Annotated in this window: 17 protein-coding genes; 1 reads left to right on the top strand and 16 read right to left on the bottom strand. The window is 29.9% G+C overall.

The annotated features are described in order from the left end of the window. The first annotated feature begins 84 nt into the window (after positions 1-84). Entirely contained in the window at positions 85-2,439 is a 2,355-nt protein-coding gene (locus tag ACWG42_RS05175) for an HAD-IC family P-type ATPase (protein ID WP_455790579.1), read from the top strand. Between the two features lie 17 nt (positions 2,440-2,456). Here ACWG42_RS05175 and ACWG42_RS05170 read toward each other — a convergent pair whose 3' ends face one another. From ACWG42_RS05170 to ltrA, 16 genes are all read right to left on the bottom strand, one after another. Continuing rightward, a complete protein-coding gene (locus ACWG42_RS05170) occupies positions 2,457-3,659 on the bottom strand; it encodes a class I SAM-dependent rRNA methyltransferase (protein WP_455790578.1) in 1,203 nt (400 codons plus the stop codon). A gap of 95 nt (positions 3,660-3,754) precedes the next feature. After that, entirely contained in the window at positions 3,755-4,954 is a 1,200-nt protein-coding gene (locus ACWG42_RS05165; protein ID WP_455790576.1) for a diguanylate cyclase, read from the bottom strand. A gap of 386 nt (positions 4,955-5,340) precedes the next feature. Next, the gene (locus ACWG42_RS05160; RefSeq protein WP_455790574.1) at positions 5,341-6,012 is read right to left on the bottom strand and encodes a hypothetical protein; all 672 of its coding nucleotides are present in this window, start codon (positions 6,010-6,012) and stop codon (positions 5,341-5,343) included. Between the two features lie 57 nt (positions 6,013-6,069). After that, positions 6,070-6,855 carry a hypothetical protein gene (locus ACWG42_RS05155; protein ID WP_455790573.1) on the bottom strand — a complete coding sequence of 262 codons (786 nt, stop codon included), beginning with the start codon at positions 6,853-6,855 and terminating at the stop codon, positions 6,070-6,072. Between the two features lie 2 nt (positions 6,856-6,857). Continuing rightward, the gene (locus tag ACWG42_RS05150; protein ID WP_455790572.1) at positions 6,858-6,995 is read right to left on the bottom strand and encodes a hypothetical protein; all 138 of its coding nucleotides are present in this window, start codon (positions 6,993-6,995) and stop codon (positions 6,858-6,860) included. 504 nt (positions 6,996-7,499) lie between these two features. Further along, the gene (locus ACWG42_RS05145) at positions 7,500-8,054 is read right to left on the bottom strand and encodes a hypothetical protein (protein ID WP_455790570.1); all 555 of its coding nucleotides are present in this window, start codon (positions 8,052-8,054) and stop codon (positions 7,500-7,502) included. A 117-nt stretch (positions 8,055-8,171) separates the two neighbouring features. Then, positions 8,172-9,056, bottom strand: a complete 885-nt coding sequence (locus ACWG42_RS05140) for a hypothetical protein (RefSeq protein WP_455790568.1) — start codon at positions 9,054-9,056, stop codon at positions 8,172-8,174. Positions 9,057-9,142: 86 nt separating this feature from the next. Then, on the bottom strand, positions 9,143-10,252 hold the full coding sequence (locus ACWG42_RS05135) for a hypothetical protein (RefSeq protein WP_455790567.1): 1,110 nt from the start codon (positions 10,250-10,252) through the stop codon (positions 9,143-9,145). Positions 10,253-10,338: 86 nt separating this feature from the next. Beyond that, positions 10,339-10,848 carry a hypothetical protein gene (locus ACWG42_RS05130; RefSeq protein WP_455790565.1) on the bottom strand — a complete coding sequence of 170 codons (510 nt, stop codon included), beginning with the start codon at positions 10,846-10,848 and terminating at the stop codon, positions 10,339-10,341. 587 nt (positions 10,849-11,435) lie between these two features. Continuing rightward, on the bottom strand, positions 11,436-20,027 hold the full coding sequence (locus ACWG42_RS05125; protein WP_455790564.1) for a DUF6531 domain-containing protein: 8,592 nt from the start codon (positions 20,025-20,027) through the stop codon (positions 11,436-11,438). Between the two features lie 2 nt (positions 20,028-20,029). Continuing rightward, the gene (locus ACWG42_RS05120) at positions 20,030-20,503 is read right to left on the bottom strand and encodes a hypothetical protein (RefSeq protein ID WP_455790563.1); all 474 of its coding nucleotides are present in this window, start codon (positions 20,501-20,503) and stop codon (positions 20,030-20,032) included. Further along, the gene (locus tag ACWG42_RS05115) at positions 20,496-21,074 is read right to left on the bottom strand and encodes an accessory gene regulator ArgB-like protein (RefSeq protein WP_455790562.1); all 579 of its coding nucleotides are present in this window, start codon (positions 21,072-21,074) and stop codon (positions 20,496-20,498) included. The genes ACWG42_RS05120 and ACWG42_RS05115 overlap by 8 nt, the downstream gene beginning before the upstream one ends. Then, positions 21,074-21,217, bottom strand: a complete 144-nt coding sequence (locus tag ACWG42_RS05110; protein WP_455790561.1) for a cyclic lactone autoinducer peptide — start codon at positions 21,215-21,217, stop codon at positions 21,074-21,076. Before ACWG42_RS05110 ends, ACWG42_RS05115 begins: the two co-directional genes overlap by 1 nt. 107 nt (positions 21,218-21,324) lie before the next feature. After that, positions 21,325-22,470 (bottom strand): sensor histidine kinase, encoded by a 1,146-nt coding sequence (locus ACWG42_RS05105; protein ID WP_455790560.1) that lies wholly within the window; start codon positions 22,468-22,470, stop codon positions 21,325-21,327. A gap of 147 nt (positions 22,471-22,617) precedes the next feature. After that, the gene (locus tag ACWG42_RS05100; protein WP_455790559.1) at positions 22,618-23,340 is read right to left on the bottom strand and encodes a LytR/AlgR family response regulator transcription factor; all 723 of its coding nucleotides are present in this window, start codon (positions 23,338-23,340) and stop codon (positions 22,618-22,620) included. Between the two features lie 321 nt (positions 23,341-23,661). Further along, positions 23,662-24,891 (bottom strand): group II intron reverse transcriptase/maturase (gene ltrA / locus ACWG42_RS05095; RefSeq protein ID WP_455790558.1); only part of this gene is annotated, 1,230 nt, incomplete at its 5' end.

The raw sequence follows: 24,891 nt of genomic DNA, 5'->3' as shown, positions 1-24,891 counted from the left end.
TTTGAATGTTTATGAAAAGTTTATACAATGGAAAGACTTACTTAACAATTGTCGCTCATAATATTAAGGAGAGGTGTTGATGTTATGAAGAAAGAGTTTCCTAAAAATATCCCTTTCCTTACAACGGAAGAGGTTGAACAAAGAAGAACCAAGGGTTTTGTGAATCAAACACAACACTCTATTACAAAAAGTACAAAACAAATCTTAAAAGAAAATATATGTACACTCTTTAATTTATTGAATGTATTGATTGCGGTTGCCTTAATACTCGTGGGTGCTTATAGCAATACGTTATTTATCGCCATTATATTGGCGAATGTAATCATTGGAATTGCACAAGAATTACACGCAAAAAAACTTGTTGATGAACTATCCTTGTTGATGATACCAGAAGTAAATGTTGTTCGAGATGGGGAAGAAAAACGTATCTTAGTGGATGATATTGTACTAGATGATATTATGATATTAGATAGTGGCACGCAAGTTTGTTGCGATAGTCAAATTGTGTATGGTGCTGTAGAAGTAAATGAATCTTTATTAACTGGAGAAAGCGATGCTATTCATAAGGAAGTGGATGGTGAATTACTTTCTGGAAGTAGTATCATTTCTGGAAAATGCTATGCGAAAGTAATGCATATTGGAAATGATAATTATGCAGCGAAGATTGCCAATGAAGTAAAAAAAGTTCGCAATGTACAATCAGAATTATTGAATTCCATGCGCAAAGTTACCAAGATTACATGTCTTATGATCATTCCATTAGGTATCTTATTATTTGTACAAGCTTATTTTGTAAGAGATCAATCACTGCAAAGTAGTGTGATATCAAGTAGTGCTGGGCTTTTAGGCATGTTGCCAAAAGGACTGGTATTATTGATCAGTGTATCTTTGGCAGCGGGTGTAGGAAAACTTGCGAAACAAAAAATTCTAATTCAAGATTTATACTCCTTGGAAATTCTTGCGCATATTGATACCCTTTGTTTAGATAAGACGGGTACGATTACAAGTGGAAACCTAGAAGTTGAACAAGTCATATCCTTTGTGGAAGATAAAGACAAAGAACTACAAAACTATGTATCCTCCACTTTATATTATAGTGATGATAACAATGCGACTTATGAAGCACTATGCTCTTATTTCCCTAAACATCATCCTTATCAACCTAGTACTCAAATACCTTTTTCATCCCTACGTAAATGGAGCGCATCTAGTTTTGAGGGATTTGGTACACTCATCATTGGTGCACCCGATAAACTACTCCAAGAAATACCTACAAACGTTAGACAATATATTCAAAGCGGTAAACGTGTCATCATCATAGGACGTACCACAACCAAAATAGAACCCACTTCCAATATAAACTCCATAGAACCTTTGTATGCCATCGTATTAAGTGATACCTTACGTGCCAATGTATCGCAAACACTTGCCTATTTCAAAGAGGAAGGCATTGATATCAAAATCATTTCAGGCGATCATGTGGATACTGTTTCCGCGATTGCAAAAGAAGCAGGATTAAGTACGTATGATCGATTCCTTGATATGTCATCCGTAGAAGATACATTCGAAGCTATTTCGGATGTTGTGGAAGACTATAGTGTATTTGGTAGAGTTACACCAAATCAAAAGAGATTGCTTGTACAAGCGCTACAGGCGAAGGGTCATAGCGTCGCAATGACAGGGGATGGAGTGAACGATATGCTGGCGTTAAAAGAAGCGGATTGTTCCATAGCGATTGCACAAGGAAGTGACGCAGTGAAACAGATGTCACAGGTTGTCTTGTTAAACTCCGAGTTCTCTTATCTTCCAGATGTGTTACTAGAAGGAAGACGAGTTGTAAATAATATGGGTAGAGTTGCTGGTGTATTCTTCATTAAAACCATATATTCTGTTATATTATCTATTCTATGTGTACTCTTTAATTTCCCATTCCCTTTCCTTCCAATACAAATCACATTGATTGATCTAGCAGTAGAAGCCTTTCCAGCCTTCCTTACCATATTGGAACCAAACATTGCACCTATCAAAGGGAAGTTCCTTCCATCCGTCTTTCAAAAAGCATTACCAAATGCAGTTGCGATTTTAATTGTAATCTTTATGATTCAATTTACAAATCCCTTCAGCGATAGTGAACTTGTGGAAACGATGATGTATTTCTGTGTAGCCATCATTAGTATGCAAGCCGTTATACGCTCCTGTATTCCCTTCACAAGACTTCGTATATGTATATGTAGTGTAATGGTTGTGGGCTTTATCCTTGCGGTATTCCTATTCCCTAACATTCTCCATATTCCTACACTATCCTTTGATTTCTTTAAGAAAACATTGCTTGTATCAACGATAGGTATTTTGATTTCTATTTCAATCTCCATGATAATTGAATTCTTTTCAAAGAAAGAACCAAAACAAAAACAGGACCGTGTCTATCTAACAAGATAGAACGCCCTGTTTTTTTCTTATAAAATTTGAAATATATAAAACTTCAGATAAGATGTTTCTTCCATGGTCCATAAAATAGGATGATCATGATTTTGTTGTGTCACTGAAACCTGTTTTAGAGTTACTCCAGTTTCCATTGCGGATTCTCTCAACATCTTTTCAAAGTTATCAATTTCCATAAAGCGTGAACAACTACACGTAATTAAGTAACCACCTTTTCCCAATAGCATCATTGCTTTTTTATTGATTTTCTTGTATCCACTATAGGCATGATCGATCGTCCTTCTAGATTTCGTAAATGCAGGTGGATCTAGTACAATGATATCAAATTGTTCCTCTTGGCAGTGATCTAAATAATCAAATACATCTGCTTTTACAAAGGAAATGCGATCTTCTAATTGATTGAGTTTTGCATTCTCTAATCCTTGATCTAATGCGGTTTGAGATACATCAACCGCTACGACTTTACTAGCCTTGCCAAAGGCTGCATTTAACGCAAATCCTCCCGTATGACTAAAACAATCCAACACACGTTTCCCATGTGCCATATTTCTCAATAACACACGATTTGCCTTTTGATCTAAGAAATACCCTGTCTTTTGACCATTCTCTACATCCACATGCAAATACAGTCCATTTTCTTGAATAATGGTTTTCGTTGGTAACTCCATACCTCTCCAATATCCCTTTTCCATAGGTAATCCTTCTTTTTCACGTACCTTGATATCATTTCTTTCATAGATTCCTTTTACATCTTGTCCATCATTCTGTAAAACCTCTAATAAAATTTCATAAATCATATCTTTGATTTTATCCAAACCATAAGAACTGATTTGACTCACTAATATATCGTTGTATCGATCAACCGTCAAACCAGGTAATAGATCTGCTTCTCCAAAGATCAATCTACAATTTGTAATATTATTTACTTCTAATGTTTTACGAAAGTCATATGCAAATTGAATTCTCTTCTTAAAAAAATCACGGTCAATCAATTCTTCTTGATCCTTAGAAAGAATACGTACAGTGATATGACTTTCCCTAGAAAGAAACCCAGTTCCCATATATTCCTTTCGAGTTGTCATAATATCTACAGGTGCACCATTTTCGATGTTGTCATCCACCTCCTGTGCATTGTTTTTATACATCCACATTTGCCCCTTACGAAGCCATGTTTCTCCTTCTTCACTAATTGTTATTTTAGGATAATTTCTATTCATCTCATACCTCACTTATGTTCGTACCCATTATAGCTTAAATTTAATCGTTTTTCCAATAGAAGTGTACGAACCCTAAAAGAAAAGCCCTTTACAAACTATTTTTGTACAGGGCTATCGCTTTTCTTTGAGAAAACAGAACAATTTCTTCCATTTGATTTCGCTTCATATAATGCTTCATCTGCATACTGTATAGCATGTTCTATCGTTTCAATTCGATTCAAAGAACCATACCAACCACCAATACTAACGGTTACATATTGCAATTCTACATCGCTACGAGCAAGATGTTTTTCTTTGATGGCTTCAAATACTTTCTGCGCAATCGCTTTAGGATCAAATGCACTCTGACAAATCTTTGTTACTAGGAATTCTTCCCCTCCATAGCGAATAGCAGAAGCCCCATAACTTTGACACACAGCAGAAAGTGTTGACGCAATAATCTTAAGACATTCATCTCCTTGTAAATGCCCATACAAATCGTTGTATTGTTTAAAGTAATCAATATCTACCATTAAGAACATTCCATGATACTCTTCCTTTTTACACTCTTCAAACAAAGGATACAATTGATTCGTTAAATAATGACGATTATACAAACAAGTCAATTGATCTTCTTGAACCAATCCTAACAAAAGATTGTTCTTATCTTCAATTTCTTCATATTGTTTATGAATAAGTTCTCGATCACAAAACTCTGTAACCGTACTTTTATAATAACGATAAGAAATAAATAAGGAAAGTACAGTGACAAAGATACTGTTGGTTAAGTTACCAAATGCAGTTTCGCTTGCTGCACCCGAATTCAAGATAATACAGGATAGTACTACCCATGCTCCACCAAAGATTGCTATGCTTTCAAAAGGATTCAACAATAACATTGCAGCTGTGGTAGGTATTAAATAATAGTAAGAACTTAATCCCTTTCCACCTTCTAATTCTAAGTATGTAATCCCCATAACCCAAATGCATAACATAATCGCATAGGTTCTTCTCAACAAGAAAAACACACGATACTTTCTTTTTCTAACCGTATAACGATAAGATACTAAAGCAATACACGTCACAACTAGTAAAAACACATATAAACTAAAAAAAGCAATATAGCGAGGATTGTGTACAGATAATCTCTTATTAACTAAAAATACGATAATCATAGAAAGCTGTATCAACGCAACTACAATCGAAATATTTCTTTCCGTAAAATATACTTTTGTAGGAATATATTGTTTAAATTGTTCCTTCTGTTCTGGCGTCAATTTATAGAATAAATTTCCCACTTTTTTCTTCCATTCCATTTACTTCATCTCCCCGTTTTATGTTTATAGTATACCGTAAATAAGGGGTCTTTTACAATGTTTTATTTTTATATTATTTCCTATCTAAATTCACCTATTGATAAATCATATTCAACTATGGATATACACATAATGTGACCTATAAAAAAACTTTTTTAAATTCCTTATAAAGCCCACACACTAGCTCGTATTTTCGATAAAATTCATTTTGCTCTATAAAGAAAATCCCTCCTAAAATTAACATATCAATCCTCTACATATTCCAATCTTCCTATAAATGCACTTTTACATTTACCATCCCAATAACTATTTTTCAATTGATTATTAAAAATTCATTCATAAATATTTTTCACTTCACTCAATCTAATTTTACAAAACAATAATGATCAATCATTCAAATATCTGTTTTCTATTTCATATTTTGTAGGTTTCATCCATTTCCAGGTCCATATTACCCAGATACCAATCATCACGAACTCTATGACTATAAAGAAAGCAATGATCGGTAGATTTTTGATAAACAGTTCAATATCAACAGAAGCTACATAAATGGACACAAACACTAGTGCTAAAAACATTGCTAATGTGGGAACACTAACTAAGTATGTTCTGATAAAACCATACATGTTTTCAGAACCATTCGCAGATATTCTTGCCATATATCTCATAGGTTTGCTATCATATTTTTTAAATTCAAAATATTTTTCATCTAGTTTTTCATTTTTTATTATATTCATTACCTTATCTACAATTTCTTGATCACTTAATTTCATATATTTTTTCATAATTTCGATATATGAATTTAAACTATTCAAAGATGCACCTTTTGGTCTAAAAAAGTGAAATGATGAAACTCTTAATAAATCACTTAAGTATTTTATTCTCACTTTATTATCATATAAATATATCTTTCCTCTTAGAAAAGAGCGTTTACCTTGTTTTAAAACATCATATTGGACAAGAAATAATAAATCTTCAAAAATTTCTATTGAATTATTTTTATCAAAATATGACCTTCCCATAAATCCATAAACCTTGTATATCCATAGTATATACATAATGCTCCCTCTAATTTAACTTTCTTAATGCATTTAAGTATTTATTACGCAGTTGATTTATTTTATCTTTTTATTTGAAAACCATTTATAGTTAAAATCTTTATTGTAATCATTACTCATCTCATAATCAGTAGGATGTAATATTTTAAATGTCCAAAATATCCAAACTGGAAAAATTAGGATAGATATCACAATAAGTGAAGCTACATCAAGCTTTAAGATCCCCAAAAATATTCCAAAAGGAGTTAAGCAAAGCGCTATTATATAAACTATCCATGCCAAAACAAATCCTGCACATAAATACGATAATGCAGTCTTCAACAATGGAAGTATAGCTGCATGATTATATCTCCATGCGCTATGTCTCGCAAGTAGTCTTGCAATTGTAAATTCGCACTTTTTATGTAAAAAATTGTTCTCATCATTTTCTACCTTTTTTATTTTTTCTTTAAATTCTCTTTCAATTTCATCTTCAGATAATTTAGAATATTTTTCAATTACTTTATGATAATGATGATTTGTTATTCTATTAAAATCTTTTGCAATTGGTTCACCATAAAAACCACTTATTTTGCTTACTCTAAGTAAATCACTTAGATATTTAAAATAAACCCTTCCTTCAAAAATATATGTATTGAAATCCACTATAGAATGTCCATCTTTTTCCAATGAATAGCATTGTGATAAGAAAATTATTTTTTCAATGTTAGAAACTTTTCTATTTATTAGATTTTTTTCTTCTCCCAACACCATATGTACATATGTATATGTATAATATAACTTTCGGTGACTGAGTAGATTTTCTTTAAAAATTTCATCTATTACTAATTTCCATTTTTTCATTTTTATTTCTCCCCTATTGCCTTTACAAAAGCACATACATTATTCCATGAACTTTCCAATATCCAATTTATAAAATCTGAAATCTTTGATTTTAAACCTAAAATCAAATCAAAAATATCCACACCTATTTCAAGTATCATAGAAACCACCCATGCAATTGGTCCAATTTAAAAATATCATAAATCACTTTTTATTCGTTAGTTTTTCTAACCCTTTTTGATTTCAAATAAGTATATATAGCAAACCACATGGTAAATAAAATGAAAATTCGATTTTTTTATTCTTAAATCCTCTAAGCCACCATTGATTTTTTTCCTACACAAACTTATTTATATAAATTTTTGATTTAAAGATCATTATTCATTTAAATATCCATTTTCAATCTCATAATTTGTAGGTCTTATCTATAAATATATCCATACCAAGTTTAACAAAATTAATACTGTTTCAAAAAAAGCTAAGAAAATATAAATATGAATATTTTTGAAATATGTGCTCATATGATATAGACACGTATAGATATGCATAAACTAACGTAAAGAACAATACAACCATCAGAATATCCAACACAAAAATTATAAAAAATGATTTCAGTTCCACATCATTAGCGAGCAGCCTAGCCTTACATCTCTAAATAAACATAATTACTTATTTTCAGGAGTTACAAGAGCATCTACATAATGTGTTTCTTCACCATTTTTATAAGTAATAACCAGTTTAAGCTTACTTAAATCTCTATCCTTTTCTAGGGATTTATCACTATAATCGGTTCTTGATTTAAATGGCCAAAGCATGTTCGTTGCTAAATAATAGAAAAGTTTTCCATTTTTTTCATAAGGTGCTGCCATAAATGTATCATAATTTACAGGCATATTAGTCCACCCTATTGATTCACCCGTTTTACGATCATAAACAGTAATCAGCAAGTCTGGTATCTTTTTTTTCGTTTTCTTAATAAATTGAATACCAGAATCATCAATTGAATTGAATTCAATATATTTGATATCAAATAGTTTGCCTCTAGAAATTTCTTGTCCATTATAAAATTCCTTTATTAGTTTTTGTTCTTCGCTTGTTATATCACTTATTTTATAAAGGGGGTACTTTGGATGGGCATAATCATCTAAAACCTTAAATAAAACAAATAGGGATATTACTATTAATAATAAAACAAATAATTTGATTTTAATATTTTTCATATAAATTTTTCCTTTACACTTTTGCTGTATAAGAAGTCTGCATGTCATCAAATTTAGAAGATTCATAATATTTAATATTTAAGAATGACTGTATACCTTACATAATTGCTAAATCAATTAATCTAAAATCAATAGTTTTTTCACATATCCCGATTGTTCATAAAGTCCACCTTTTTCAATTGCTTCCATAATAACTGTTTTATAAGCAACAAATTCATCATCATTCAAATTATATATAGATTGTAAATCATGATATTCTAAATCACATGGAATATGAAAAATTCGATCAAACTGTAAATACTCAATATTTTTACTATTTAATACTTCTTCAACTTCTAAACACCATCTAGAGAAATCACGCTCGAAAAGTAATCCATAATAATATGTAAGTAACTGCGCTTCATATTTACTATCAAAAGATAATTCACCTTTTATAGAGCTTAGATTTTCAAATACATCATTTTCTTCAAATTTTACAGTATGCGTTTCTTCAGAATCTCTATACCTTATAATTACTTTAATTTCTGTAAAATTTCCATATTCTTTAGTATTGGTAATAAATATTTCTTTTCTCAAATTTATTGAATGGTCTTTTAAAAAATCATTACCAACTATGAACTTGAGATACACTCTTTCATTACTCCAAAAATTATATGAGTTCGCTCCAAATTTCCCATAATTTCTTGTAATGAATGGTTCATCATTCTTCTTAACCGTTTGGATTTCAATATCACCTACATCTACATCAGTTTTCTTGACTATTTCTAGTATTGAATTTCTAGTTTCAAATTTATCAAAATAGGTATATTTCAAATCAAACACTTTACCCTTAGAAATATTTTTGCTATTTGTTGTATAGAATAAATCCAATGCTCTCTCTTCAGCTTTATCTGCTTGATTAAAATCTGTAATCTTAAAAGAATCAGTATAGCAACTTAACCACAGCATTAGCAAAGACAAAACACATAGACTTCCAATTACAAGATATTTAATTTTTTTCATTTTAACCCCTTCTATTAATCTATAATTTCAAGCACAAGCGAAAGATGCTTTTTACAATATTCAATCCTTTGTTATTGGTAAAGATATTATTGTATCTTATTTAAATATATTCTAGCATCTTCAACCATCTTCAAAGTATTTCCTTCCGAAATAATATAGTTAAAACGATTTATTGCTTCATCCATTTCATTCAAATGATAAAAACAAACCCCTCTTAAAAACTCTAATCGTATTTCGTTGAATTTGGTGGTATTTTTTGAAATTGTTTCGCCTATAGACAATGCTTTCTTGTACTCTTCCTCAAATATCATTTTTTTCATATCAAGTATTTTAATGTTATAGTCCCAACTTAATCCTTTATGTTTTTTAAATTTCCTCTCATTAAACTGTCTAGATTTTTCGTAAAATTTATAAAAATATTGTTTTTTATCAGACTCTGGTACTACCTCAATTTGTAAACTCATATAAAACAGATGTGAATTATACTGTTGATATTTATTCAACAAAGTAATTTTCTCTTCCAAACCACTTTCATAAAATCTTAATCCTATTGCATACGTCTTTAGTATTGCGTAATTCTTAGGATATTTAGCATTAAGATCTTTGCTAATCTCATAATACTGTTTACTATCACATCTATCACAGAGGATAGGATCAAAGATACTAATTAGGTTCAAATCAAGCACTATTTTACTTATATAACATATTAAAAATAAAAATATACATATAAATATCTTGATTATGAAGGGGATAACCAATAAATTAACAATCAAGATAGCGACTACAAACATAATAATAAGCAATAGCGAGAGACATCTTTTTTTCTTTATATAGATATTTACTTCTGGAGTCATTACATTATTTCTTCCTTCCTTCAAAAATACTATGCATTTTTGTATTGTTGACATAATTATATAGATAACTTCGAATAGTAAAATAGGCATCAGTGTAAGTGTTCCTATCATAGATAGAATAGGCCATATAAAGGTTGCAATTATAATCAGTAATATTCTATTTAATCTACTTTTAGTAAATATATAAAACCAAAATATACCATTTGCTATTCCCATTAAAAGTATAGATACTAATATAAATAAAATAAGTTCCATATTTTCTATAAGAATATATATACATATAGCTATAGAAAACATTACTAATAACAACTTAAAGTTTTGTATAATATATTCATTCTTCATCCATCTATACCTATTGATCCTTTCTTGTTAGTGCGAAATTGAAGCTGTTTAAACTACCATTAAAAATGCTTTCCAATACTATAGATTCATTCGTAGGCTAGTAAAGTCTTATTAAGCTTTGATTCTTTATCTGTTATCACCACAAACGAAGATAGATAATTTTCGCTGTTATTTAAAGTATATTTTATTGTATCGATCTCTAATTTTTTTCCGTCATATGTTACATTTGATATCTTATTATTTAAAACAATCAAATAATAATTTTTTCCATGTCCATAATCTTTATCTTCATTATCAAAAATATGATATTCGTTTTGATAAAATATTGGTCCAACTACATTGAATCCATCAGGATTTTTCTTGGTTCCAATATTCTGAAGAACCATCAGTAAATATTCTTCTCCCTCTTGTTCTACTTTCGCAATAGCATAATAACCTATATTAGGAATATTCCTCTCGAAAATCATTCCTTTATCAAGTAAATCGCTATCACCACAATAATTTGATAAGAGCATTTTCAAATTATTAACAGAACTATCATATTTAATACTACATCCTGCTAAAGCTAAAACTAATACAATTAACAATATTTTCATACGATTTTGTATGATACTCTTGTGTACTTGATACATATATCATAATTCTCCTTTTCTCTTCTTATGTTTATTATTCAAAAGATATTGTGTATTCTTAATTAGAAATAATTTTATTAATTACAAAGAACTGTTCCATCTAACTTTTTTACTTGCAAAATAATCACTATTTATCGTGCTGACCAGTTTTTCAAATTCAAATATACACACTAGAATGATGGAGTTGTTTTATATTTATTTTTATCTCCTTCAAATGTAACTATATACTTTATATGCTTTTATTTTTGATTAATAATCTCAAAAGCCTCTGCGTTTCTTCACAAAACATCATATTTTAAAGGTTACTTCCATATAAAAATTCATATTGAATTCTCAAATACCTCCTTCTGCATTGTAATAAAAGTAAAGGCCTAACTGAAAATCTTATTAATTTGCTTTATATGGTGGTACTATGTCAAGAAAAAGTACCATAACAATTTATATTTCTTTACATTTATTCTATAAAGAAATGTGAAGAAATTTTCTTGGTGCACTTTTGAGACTATACCAATACAATTTGACATTTTTCTATTACTTCATTCCTCTTAAAATTAAGCAAAATTTTTAATTACTTCTCCAGTTGCTAAACCTGTAGCATATTCCGCTAACAACGGTCCTGCAGTGGCGAAGGATGATGCTATAGCAGGGAAAGCGACAACGGCTCCAACTATCAATACAGCGGCTAAATATTTGTTAAGTCCTATACTAAAATAGTTTTTTACAGAAATATTTTCGTTAACTTTATATGTGGCACTTACTTCTACAGTATCGTTCGCAAATACATTAATTGTTTGATAAGTATATTTAGCAGCAAAGGATGTATCACCACATTTTGTATTTATCGAAAAATTCATACTTCCCCAGCTACCAAAACTTAAACTTCCTCCAAAATTACCTAACAGCGTCTGAACAGAATCCAAACTTATATCGAAACCCAAATCAAATTTATTGTTTAATGTAAATCCTGCGTTTTCAAATTTACTTGCTTCATGACCTGTCATATAAAATTTTGAAAGTACACTTTTACCAATTTTCAAAATAAACACACCATAATTTTGATTAACAGTAGGTAAATCATAAGAAAATTTGAAATAAGTATGAACTTTTCTATCATTGGTCTTTTGCCTGTTTTTTTCAGGACAGATTACCTCAATTCTAGCTTTCACAATTTTATTTTGGGAACTTCCACCACTATTTCCGATTGCTGTATTTTTTCCACTTCCGCTGGTTGTTGGCTTAGGTTTGTTTTGTTGTGCTTTTTTCATGTCCGCTTGGAACACTATTCTATTAGTAATATAAGTTGGTCTTTCCCATATTGGTTTTTTTGCTAACCATTTCTTAAAATCCTTATCACTCATAGTTAGATAATTTAGAGCGCTTGCAACTCCCGACGCTGTTCCCACTCCCACTGGTGGGCATGTAGTTGCTTTATTTCCATCCTTATCTACATATTTATATGGGTTACTTAAAGTATATACATATTTGTTCTGTGATGCAACTTGTTCTTTTTCACCGCTGTAATTATTATCGATTTGTACAAATCTAGATACGCTTGGATCATAATACCTCGCCCTTAAATAAATTAGACCACTTTCATCTAACATTTCTCCATTATAGCCATTTCCTGACGTAATATCATTTGTTGCTCCGTAATCACTGTAGTTGATTTTCTTAATATTAGTATCATCTACTTTTGCAATAATGCTATTATTAAGTCCACTAACGATATTTACTTCATCAGTCTGTAATAAAGTATCTCCATACACATGGATTGTGTCTTCTGCTTGTAATACTTCACTATACTCCATACTTCTATCCACTGTATAATCAATAACTTCTGGTTCTTTAAAATAAGTTACATCATAACTATCGCTTAATACACTTGTACACACATTTTGATTATGTTGTTTCTTCTTTGCTTGTTCTCTTAGATTTTTAAATGTATCTTCTATTTCTAAATTTCCAACAACGTCTAGTGGTTCGCTATAATTATACCATTGATCATAGTGATAGTCTTTTGTGTCTGTAATTACTTGTTGAATCCTTTCTTTTTCTGCATCATAAGTATATTCGTAAGTAAATTGTCCTTGTTCTAATTTAATCAACTGATCAAGATCATCATATGTGTAAATATCAATTCTTCCATCTTCATTCACTTTTTTGGACACATTCCCATTATCGTTATAACTATATTTTATAATTCCTTCTTTTGTATCTATAGTGGCTACTTGGCCTTTTTCATTATATTTATATGTTTTCTTCCCATCATTTGAAGAACTACTTACTTGATTACCAAATAGATCTTGTTTATATGTAGTATCTACCTTTTTACCATTTATATATTTATGACTTTCTACCAACTCATCATAACCATCATATACATATGTGTTTTCTTTACCGTCGATGATTTCTTTTACAATGTTATCATTAGCATCATAAGTATACGCTGTATTTGCAATCACATTGTTATTTTTAGATACAGTTTGAGTTGCGATTCTTCCCATATCATCATATGTTTTTTGTGTGATAATATCATTTTGGGTTTTACGCGTAATTTCATTTCTTTCATTATACTCGTATTTAGATATTAATTTGTCATCTTTCAGAACTTTTTCTAAGGCTCCTTTTTCATTATATGAATATTTTATTTCTATCCCTGCATATTCCTTTTGAATTAGTTTGTTATCATCGCTGAAAGTATTCTTAACTTTTTTACCGTTAGTATCAACAGTTTCTACTTTATTGTTAAATGCATCATATACATTTTTGATCGTACCTTCTTCGTTTGTAGATGTTAACACATTTCCTCTTGCATCGTATGTAAAAATATTCTTGTTTTCTGATAGTTTATTACCTAGATTATCATATTTATAAATGATAGTATTTCCATCTGGCTTGATTTGTTCTGTTTTACGATTGAAGTTATCATATGAATATTTACTTGTATACCCATTTTCATTTTTCTCTGCTACTAAGTTACCTTCCAAATCATATGTATATTCAGCATATTTATTATTTATGTTTTTTGATGTTACATTGTTTGCTTTATCATATGTATAGTTAACATAGCGATCCTTATGATTTTGAACTTTCAAAACATTATTTAATCCATCAAACTCATACAATGTTTTAAAACCATTTTTATTTATTTCTTCAACGGTGTTATTATTAGCATCATATTTCTTTTCTTCAAAACAACCATTTGCATCTATCTTTTTCAGGACGTTGCCTGCCTCATCGTATACGACACTTTGATACACAATAAATTCTCCTGATTTATTAGCAGAAGGTACTTCAACTTGAACTAGTCTATTTTCTTGGTCAAACTTCTTTCTAATTTCTGCTCCATTATCGATAACCTTTATTTCATTTCCATTTGCATCGTAGTCTTTTGTTGTTTTTACATTCCCATTAACCTTTACTTGCAAGAGATTGTTGTTCGCATCATATGTATTTTCTGTTATCAGCTTTTTATTATCAATCTGTTTGATAATGTTTCCATCTATATCATATTCTTTTGTACTAACAAAACCTTTTTCATTAGAATAAATAACTTTATTGTCATCATTATATTTGAAAATTGATTCGTTTTTATTCGCATCATAACTTTTAATAATTTGATTAAATTCATTATATACATTTTTAACTTGTACTACATTATTTATTTTTGTTTCAGTTAAACGACCAAGTGTATCATATTCATGAATGGTAGTCTTTTTTCCATCAACTTCTTTGATGATACTTCCCAATGAATCATATTCTTTTACATTTACCTTTCCATTTGGGCTAGTCGTTTTTATTTCTCTACCATAACTATCATACTCATATTCTGTTACTCCACCATTAGCATTAGTTTCTTTTATTTTTTGTTTTCTATCATTATATTCTAAAGTTGTATTGTAATTCCTTGAATCGATTACTTTTACTAATAATAAATCATCATTATATTCATAAGTATTTACAAACCCTCTTTCATCCACATCCATTTCTTTAAGACCAACTTCATTAAATTTTGTCTGTCTTGTATTACCTGAAGCGTTGGTTTCTTTTATGACATTTCCATAAGCATCATATTCTTTAGTTGATGTGTTTCCGTTTGCATCTGTTGATGAAATTGCTTGATTTTTTGCATCATACCCTGTTTTTGATGAATTACCTAATGCATCAATCGTTTCAATTGTATTTCCATTTTTATCATAAACCTTTTTCGTGGAAGTGCCATTACTATGATTGATAACTTCTATTATCTTGCCATTCTTATCATAAACATTTTCAATGATCTTATCTCCCTGTTTCACCTCAATAAGACGTCCCATCACATCATATGTATTTATTGTCTCTTTCCCTAGTCCATCTTTACTTTCTATCACATTTCCTTTTGCATCAAAAGTTGAAGTAGTAATAGTACCATCAAAAGCATTCGTTTTTATTATTTGATCACGAACATTGTAAATATATGTCTCTTCACGTTCATATGCATCAATTGCTTTTATCTTACGATTATCATTATCATACTCATAAGTCGTTGATAATCCTTCACTATCTTTTTCTTCTATAGTATTGCCATACTGATCAAACACCATAAATGTTGTTAATCCAGTTAGTTCATTCGTTTTTTCGATCACGCGATCAAAGTCATCATATTTTGAAGATGTAATAGATTCTAATGTCTCATTGTATATTTCTCGTCCATATGAATCATATTCCTTCTTTTCAATCGTTTTTCCTTCAATAATTACCTCTACCATATTTCCAAATTCATCATATTTATATTCTGTTTTGCGATTATATGAATCTTTACTTTCTGTGACTTGCCCTTTTTCATTATAAAAATATGTTTTTATACATCCTAATGCATCAGTTTCACTTATCAATTGTCCTAGTGTATTATATGCTTTTGTTTCTGTGTTGCCATTTTTATCTGTAACGGACAAAACATTTTGTAAGCCATCATATTTAGTAATAGCACTATTTCCTAATGCATCTGTTTCCTTTATCACATTTCCATCAAAATCATATTCTTTTGAAGAAACATTACCTAATGCATCTATTGTTGTACATAATTGACCATACACATCATATATATTTTTTGTAATAGCTCCATTTTCTTTTGTTACAACTACATTTCCATACTTATCATATGCATTTTCCACTGTTAAAACAACACCATCACTATATGTTGAGGTGGTTTTAATTTCACGACCATATTCATCATATTCGTGATCAATACTTGTTCCTTTAGCATCTACTTCATTTATAAGTAACAGATTTTTATATGTTTTTGTTTCGATTGACCCATTTGGATTTTTCTTTTCGATTTCTCGATTCATTTCATCATATTTATATGTGGTAATGAGCCCTTCTTTCGATATCTCTTTAACAACATTACTATTTTGGTATTCTTTTATTTCTTCATTACCATAAGTGTCTATTGTTTTTATTACATTTCCTTCTCCATCATATTCGTAAGATATTGTATTTCCATAAACATCGGTTTCTGTTGAAGTTCTACCATAAATATCATAAGTATATGATTTTGTAAGTCCTTGTTCATCCGTTTCTGTGACTACCTGATTAATTTCATTATAAGTGCTTTGCACTATCAAGTTACCTTTTGTAGAACTCAGTAAGTTATTATTTTTATCATATTTATTATTTGTTATTCCGCCTATACGATCTTTATATTTTGCGATATTTCCATTACCATCATATCCCCATTGTTCATTAGTACCATCATGATAATTCTTTTGTGTCATTTGATTATTGGAATTATAAACATATGTGGTAATCTTTCCTTGATTATCACTCTCTTTCAATGTATTTCCATCTGAATCATACTCAAAATTTTCTATTAATCCATTGTCATAGGTGATAGAAGCAATCATATTACCTGTATAAGAATATGATTTACTTACACCCAATTGATTAACCTCAGTTAAAACCCTACGTTTATCATCATAGGTATATACAATTTCATTATTTTGATTGTCTTTTGTTGAAGTGAGATCGCTACCTGTGTATGTTTTATTAGTTACTTTTCCATCACGTTCTTTTTCATATATAACGTTTCCTAATGCATCATATCTATATTCTTCGTAGGTCCCATCTGGATACTCTGTTTTTAACAAATTTGTTTTGTCATATGTATATTTTGTAACGTTACCATCTTCATTGGTCATCGAAGTAATATTACGGTAAGAATCGTATGTATATGCCGATGTAATTACACCATCTTGAGTTATAGCTAAAGTATCATAATTACTATCAAAAGTATATTCTTCCACGCTACCATCGCCTTTTTTAATAGTTGTCTTGTGATCTCCATAAGTAAGTGTTGATGTATTTCCATTTCCATCGATTTGTTTAGTAACCCTACCTTCACCATCATATGTATTTTGAGTTACAGTATTATTATTTTTATCAATGATAGAGGTTAGGTAATTATTCTTATCATAGGTATATTTTTTAGAGTTACTATTTGCGTCTATAAACTCAATTAAGTTTCTTTTATCATCATATTTATACTGTACTTTTTTATTGCTTGGTAATGTAATCTCTTTTACTAATTTATTATCATTATATAAAAGTGTAATGGTTCTTTCACCAACTTTAATAGATGTTATCAATCCATAAGTATCATAATTAATCTTAGTTATAATACCTTCTTTCGTGATGATTTGATCTAAATATCCATATACATCAAATTGGTAAGTTGTTGATTCATTTAAATCTTTAATCACTACAACTTCTCCAGATTTAGATACTTCTATTTTATCTCCTTGTTTAGCTTTAAAATTAGCACCATCTTTTTCAAACTCATAAATTCTACCATCTCCTGCAAAATATAACATATTTCCATTTTTATCATAAGAAATATAACTTTCTATTGATGTTGTAAAACCATTCCCAAACATATTGGAAAACTGTGGTCCCGTAGAATTATAATACCTTGTAAAATTAAATTCTTCTGCAGCCTTTATGGTAAAATCTGTTCCTTCATAATAGTAATTTCCAGTAGTCGAATTAACAGGATCAATGACAGGACAAATTCCACCTACACAGTTTGCCCCACGATCAACATATTTTGCCTTATACTCTATAGTTCTTACAGGTGGTGTATAGACATCAGAACTAACTTTATCATTATTTTTATAAAATCGCAGTAATAAAATATCGTCTTCTTTAATAGTATTTGTAGCTAGGTTATTATCAATTTTGATTGCATCAATAGGAATCCCATAATAACTTGCAATATTTTTCAAGTTATCTCCAGCTTTAACTTTATATTTAATAAACGCGTCTGTCCTAAATTCCTTTGTGCTTATGTTAGAGCCTATTTTTGTTCTTACAATATATTCATAAGGCTTATCAAACTCAAGAATACTGTCTTTATAAATATATTCAGTCGTATAATTCACTTTATCTTTAGGGTAACTTTGCGTATCTGCAATGTGATTTGTAATATAAATTGGATCGATAAAATATTTATTTACATTACCTTTTGATGTTTCAGTTTTGATTACCTTGTCTTTTCCTTTTTCTACTAATTCAAACAACATTTGTGAATCGGGTTTTGCAACACCATCAAAGCTAAAGGCTTCAAATCCTTTATTTAGGATAGAAAATATTCGCATTTCAGTATCAAATATATCAATTGGAAGATTTGGATCCACATCGAAATCATCCCTATACTTAATAGTGATGGAAGGACGATCAGTCGCACTACTTTCCCCGAGAAAAACATTAGGCAAATAAGATGCAGATTCGTTAGTTGCCTTTAACTCGATTGTGTTATTCACTCCTTTATAGATATCAGTAATGTAAGAAGTTACATCCAAAGATTTAATTCCTTCACTCGAACCGATATCTGTTGTAGAAACTGGTGATACACTAGGTTTATTGTTCCAATTAATTGAGGATGGATCCACATAACCTGTTGTTTTACCAATTTCAATTGTATTCCACTGATTTGAATAAGAAAGTTTTTTTGTCAAGTTTAGCGTTGCTTCAACAATTTTTTTATTGTTACCAATGCTTATTGGTGCAATATGAATATATGTTCTTGTAACTCCAATTGGATACCCCAATCCTGAAATCATTCCATTTTCGTAACCTACAAACAAATCGTAATATTGACTCGTTGTAGTTGGATATAAGGATCGATTATACGAGGATTCAACGGATAATTTAATGCTCTCATCTGCTGTCCTTGTACTCATCGTTATTGGATAAACACGATCAATAGCATTAGTCCATTCTGTTTCTAAAGATAATGAAACTATGATTTCTTCATCTTGTTCTTTGTAAGAAAAACCTGGTGCTTTTGCCACATTGTTTGCATCATACATGATCGGTTTTGTATAGCTAAATACTACTTCATCCTTATTATTGGAAAAAGTTAATGCATCTACTTCATCCTTAACATTTAGGTCTCCTTTATTGATTTTAAACATTATTTCTTCAGTAGTTGTAAAACCGTTTACATAGAAATTTGTAGATACTGAATTTCCATGCAAACGATATTCCATATCAATATTATTGTATGCTTCACTATATAAAATAACATTTTCCTTCGTTGTATATGTGGATAAATTTGCACTGTCATTAGTGATTTGCAACTCTTTTTCAGAGGCGTTTTTTATTGAAGCTTTTGTATCATGTATACTAAAAGTATACAGTCCATCTTTATTTTCATATATAGGGTTACTTCTTGTTTTAGCTACATTTTCTAACGTATTATCAATATCTACAAATTGTTTTCCCTCTTTCTTATGTACTGGTTCAAAAAATGTTTCTTGTACATAAGTTCCATCTGGTAACTTATATGTTTTGCTACTTTCTGTTCTCTTCTCTTTTTCTTCGTAGCTAGAATCATATTTCTCATTTGCAATGTTGAGAGCCGGTTCTTTTTTCAGAATTTCTTTTTCATCACTTGATACCCCTTTGTTTTTTGACAAATTGGTATCATTGATATTTCTCCCATAAAATTTTCCTTTTGTATCTGCAAGTTTCACCTTTCCAATTTCATAAGCAGCAACATCCATTGCTCCAGACATCGCTTGAAAGATCATGATTGCAGTAAAAAAACTAGCTGCTAGTTTTCTCCAGTTTTTATTCCAAAATCTATGTATATTCTTTTTCATGTTTACTTCCCTTTTTCACCTTTCATGCACTTACCATCATATAATTTCTTATATTCCTTAAAAGACTTTTCCATTTTATCAATCGTTGTATCATCTTGATTATCCTTAAAGCCTTCCAAATCTTTAAGAAATTCCTTTTGATAGCTCAATACTGTCTCAAATTCTTTCTTGTTTTTCTTTTCAAGGTATTTATTTTGATCTTCTAATCTAGTGATGTAGTCATTGAGGTCTTTAAACCAGTCTTCACTGCATAGGTCTACTCTACTCATTAACTGATTTAAAATATTGATGTTTTCATTTGTAAATGTACAAATGTTTTCAATCTTTTCTTCTTTCTTTTTTTCTTTTTCTTTTTCGACTTCATTGTTTTGACATGCGTTTAATCCAAAAAAGAGTAAAATAAGCACTAACACTGCAATTAGTACTTCCCTTACTCTTATTTTAAAATATTTACATGTAAATAAAATTCTATTCATTTGTTTCTCTCCCTTTCACACTCATGCCTTTTGCTAAGACAAGATAAAAAGAAGAATAAAATAAACTATAGCCTATCGAATAATATAATCCTGTAAGGTTGTATAAGAATGTTGTAATAAACGCAAGGAATAATAGAGCGGTTAGAATAATCGAAACTTTATGGTTTCGTTTCATTTCATCTTCTTCTATTATTTTTTCCTTTGTTGGATGAGGAGCAAACAATAAGATAAACGCAACGCTTAACAATACGATACCAAAGATTACTACATTGGATAGTCTATCTATTGTTAAATGTATGCATAGTATCATTGCTATAGATATTAGTAAACACGTAAATTCATGTTTCGCATGATATCCTCCCGTATAGGAACGTAAGAGCGTATAACACAATAAAAAGATAAGTAGTTCCCATACTCTTCCAAGCAAAAAACCTAAAGCAAGAATACTGCAATAATGCATAAGTTTTAAAAACATCAAGTATATACCATATTGGTATAGCTCGATATCTTCATCTTCCACAAGATGATTCTTATGCATATATTGCAGTATTTTGTTTATGACAATGTTCATTACTTTTTACGTTTGAACTTTGTTAGATTCTTAGGTGCTTTGGGTTCATAACAAAACCAAATACATTTTGCATTTGCTGCTTGTTTTAAATTTCTTTCTGCACCTTTTTTTATTACATTCATCACATTCTTCTTTATTTCCATAGTATATTTTTCTCCCTTTTCATGACAAAAGTATAGCAATATAACTATGTTTAAAATTGTGACCATGTAAAATTAGGCGTTTTTCATGTATAATTAGACATATTTCATTACATTGTAAACATGATGGTGTTGCTAAACATTAAATCCTCATCAATTTCAACAACCATATTAGCATCGTAGTTTTTTAGGACTTGCTCTATATTCTGTAACCCTAAACCTGAGTGTCCCTTCTTATTTGTAAGTATTTTTCCTTTATTTTTCTGCAATGTATTCATACAAGGATTCATCTCACATATCAATAAGAAATCATAAACTTTTCTTATATTAATATCAATGAGTCTATCTTTTTCAGGCACTTCTTTGACCGCATCAATTGCATTATCTAAGATGTTTGAAAAAATAGTAATAATATCAAAATCTTTAATGAAACTTGTATCAACGTGATCAATATGAAATCTGATTTCAATTTTATACTTGGAAGCTTCTTCAATTTTTTCTATAAATAATATATTTAAAATTTTTCTATCGATAATTACTTTCGTTGTTAGTTGATCGATTGTATTTTTGACTTCGTTTAAGTATTCTTTTTCTTCTACGCCTGTTTCTTGAACTGCCTTTTCTAATACCTGTAAATGATTTTTTATATCATGGAGAATTCTTCTAGTTTGTTCTTCTTTTTCTTCTAGGGAATGATAATGCTGGAATAGCATTCTTGATTTTTCGCTCATCACATACAATGACTTTTCTAGTTCATTCTTTTGAGAAAGAGCCTCTAATGTTTTAATATACCAAATGTTAATAAGCATGAATCCCAATACCACTGTAAAGAAAAAAAGCTTTATGTTCCCATTTACATCATCACTAAATAGCGTGAATAAATATGTTACCAAAATACTAGATATAGATACAAAAAAATATGAAAACAAATCTTTTTTCGATAACGTATGTATTTCTTTTTTAAGAACGAAATTTTTTAGAATATTATATGCAACAAATTGCATTAAGGATGCTGTAACCATCTTAAGATTCGTTACAAAAAAAGAATTAGCATTTTCTTTAAAACTGAAAATAGCTTCTAAAAGGATGTAGCTTAAGGTATCAAGTAATAAAAATACAACTAAAAAGAATGATATATTAAGCAGTATATCTTTTGGATTTTTCAATTCAAATACGACATAGTTCAATAGTATAAAAATCATAAGATAAGCTAACAAATTAAAGGTTGCATTATGCATTAGATTCACTACTACCATAAAAATTGTCGCACATAATAAGAACAGAATCGAGAAACTGCCCTCATACCTTTTTTTATATTTGATAGAAAAGAAGTTAAATATAATTAAATTTGTAATGAAATTTGTTACAGTCAAGGTTATTACTATCATTGTAGTTTCCAACATTTATACCTTCAACTTTCTTATTTGGTTTTTTAAAAATATTGTATAGGATTCTCTAAACTCTTTTGCTTTATACTTTGTCATGGGAATCGTGTGACCAGTATGTAGGACTATTTCTTTGGTTTTCATAGTTTGTACTTGTGAAAAGTTAACAATAAAAGATGCATGTGGAATGCCAAACCCATATTGTTTCATACGCTCTGATAACTCTCCTATCGTTCCATAAAATTGATAGGTCTCTTTTTTTGTCACTAATTGAATTTTCCGATTGGTTGATTCAAAATATAGTATATCGGAAATATCAAAACTCATTGCCCCCTCTTTCATTTTAAATGAAACAAATATATGCTCTTTTTTCTTATCGCAATACTCTTCTACTTTTTCTAACACTTCGAAAATTGCTCTTTCTGTAAAGGGTTTATCTAAAAAATTAAAAACGTGTAGTGGATATGCATCCATTTTATACTTTTCATGCGCTGAAATCATAATAATCAAAACGTCGTGATCTGTTTTTCTAATCTCGAATCCAGTCTCTATTCCATTGAGATGTTCTAACTCGACATCCAAGAACATAGCATCGAAGTGTTGCTCACTATTCAACAATGCCTCTCCAGACTCAAAATAAGATATGGATACCATATCCTTTTGATGATAATATTTTCGACATACATCTTCGATAAAGCTAGCAATTTCTTTTTGATCATCACATATAGCTATTTTCCTCATATCTCATCCCCCTATTTGATAATAATATGAATACTGTTTTGTATTTTCTTACTCATATTATAACAAAAATTCGTTCCATAAGGAAAATATAACGCATCTGTATATGACCCATTTATTTTACAATACTTTTACTAATTTTCTTGGTATCCTTGTAAAATTAGGCATATTTCATGTATATTTAGATGTTTTAGTGGAATTTTTACTGCCTAAAACTATGATTCCTTAATTTGTTGTAATCGAGTAGGAGATAAATAATTATTTTATTTATCGTCCTCTCACACCACCGTACGTACGGTTCCGTATACGGCGGTTCAGCATATTTTATATAGAATTGTTTCGATAGAGGGTTTCCATTGCTAGGAATCCTCTTTTCTCTAGAACTTTATTAGGAACCGCTCTACACATGATGAATGAACTTGCTACTCTGGCATACCCTTTTCGCGTGTTCGCCCATTCCCATGCTTTGCTTTTACTTATTCCTAATTTCTTTAGTGCGTTATATTTTGTTTTGATTTTCTTCCATTGTTTCCATATACATATTCGTAATCGATTTCGTACATATTCATCCGTTCTCTTACATAGCACTTTAATACTTCCTATTTTGAAGTAATTAAACCATCCTCTAAACAAATACTTCAATCTTGTGAGTCTTTCATCCATACTCATCGCATTACTTCTTAATGTTATGGTTTTGATTTTCTCTCTTAATCGTTGTATTGCTTGTTTGCTTGGTTTTGCTTTGTATAAATAGAGTTGCTTTTCTTTATAGAAGTTGAAGCCTAGATAATTTGTATCTTCTGGTCTTCTTACTTTGCTCTTTGTGACATTCACTTTCAAGCGCAGTTCTTTCTCTAGAAAATAAGTGACATTTTTCATCACTCTATTTGCAGCTTTCTCTGTTCCTACGAAGATTAAACAGTCATCTGCGTATCTCACAAATGGGAGTCCTCTACTCTCTAGTTCCTTATCAAGTTTATCTAGTATAATGTTCCCTAGTAGCGGAGATAGATTTCCGCCTTGGGGTGTTCCTATTACTGATTCCTTATATTCTTCGTTTATCATGATTCCACTTTGTAGATATTTTCGTATAAGCGATATAACATCTCCATCTTTTATGGTATCTGATACAATCTGTATTAACTTATCATGATTCACTTTGTCAAAGAATTTCTCTAGGTCAATATCTACTATCCATTCTCGATATTGATTCATGTACTCCAATGCTTTTTCGATTGCCATATGCGCACTTCTCATTGGTCGAAATCCGTAACTTGTTTCACTAAACTGCTCTTCATATATCGGTGTTAGTATTTGTGATATCGCTTGTTGTACCATTCTATCTATCACTGTTGGTATCCCCAACATACGTTTCCCTCCAGTTGCTTTTGGTATTTCTACTCGCTTCACTGGTTTTGGCTTGTATGTTCTTGTGCGTATCTCTTCTTTTAACTGTTCTCGATATTCACTCGTCATAACGTTCTTTAGGTCCATGGTTGACATCTTGTCTACCCCATTTGTTCCTTTGTTCTTTACGACTTGTTGAATCGCCTT

This window comes from Amedibacillus sp. YH-ame10 (assembly GCF_053848885.1).
This window is presented reverse-complemented; position numbering and strand designations above follow the sequence as displayed.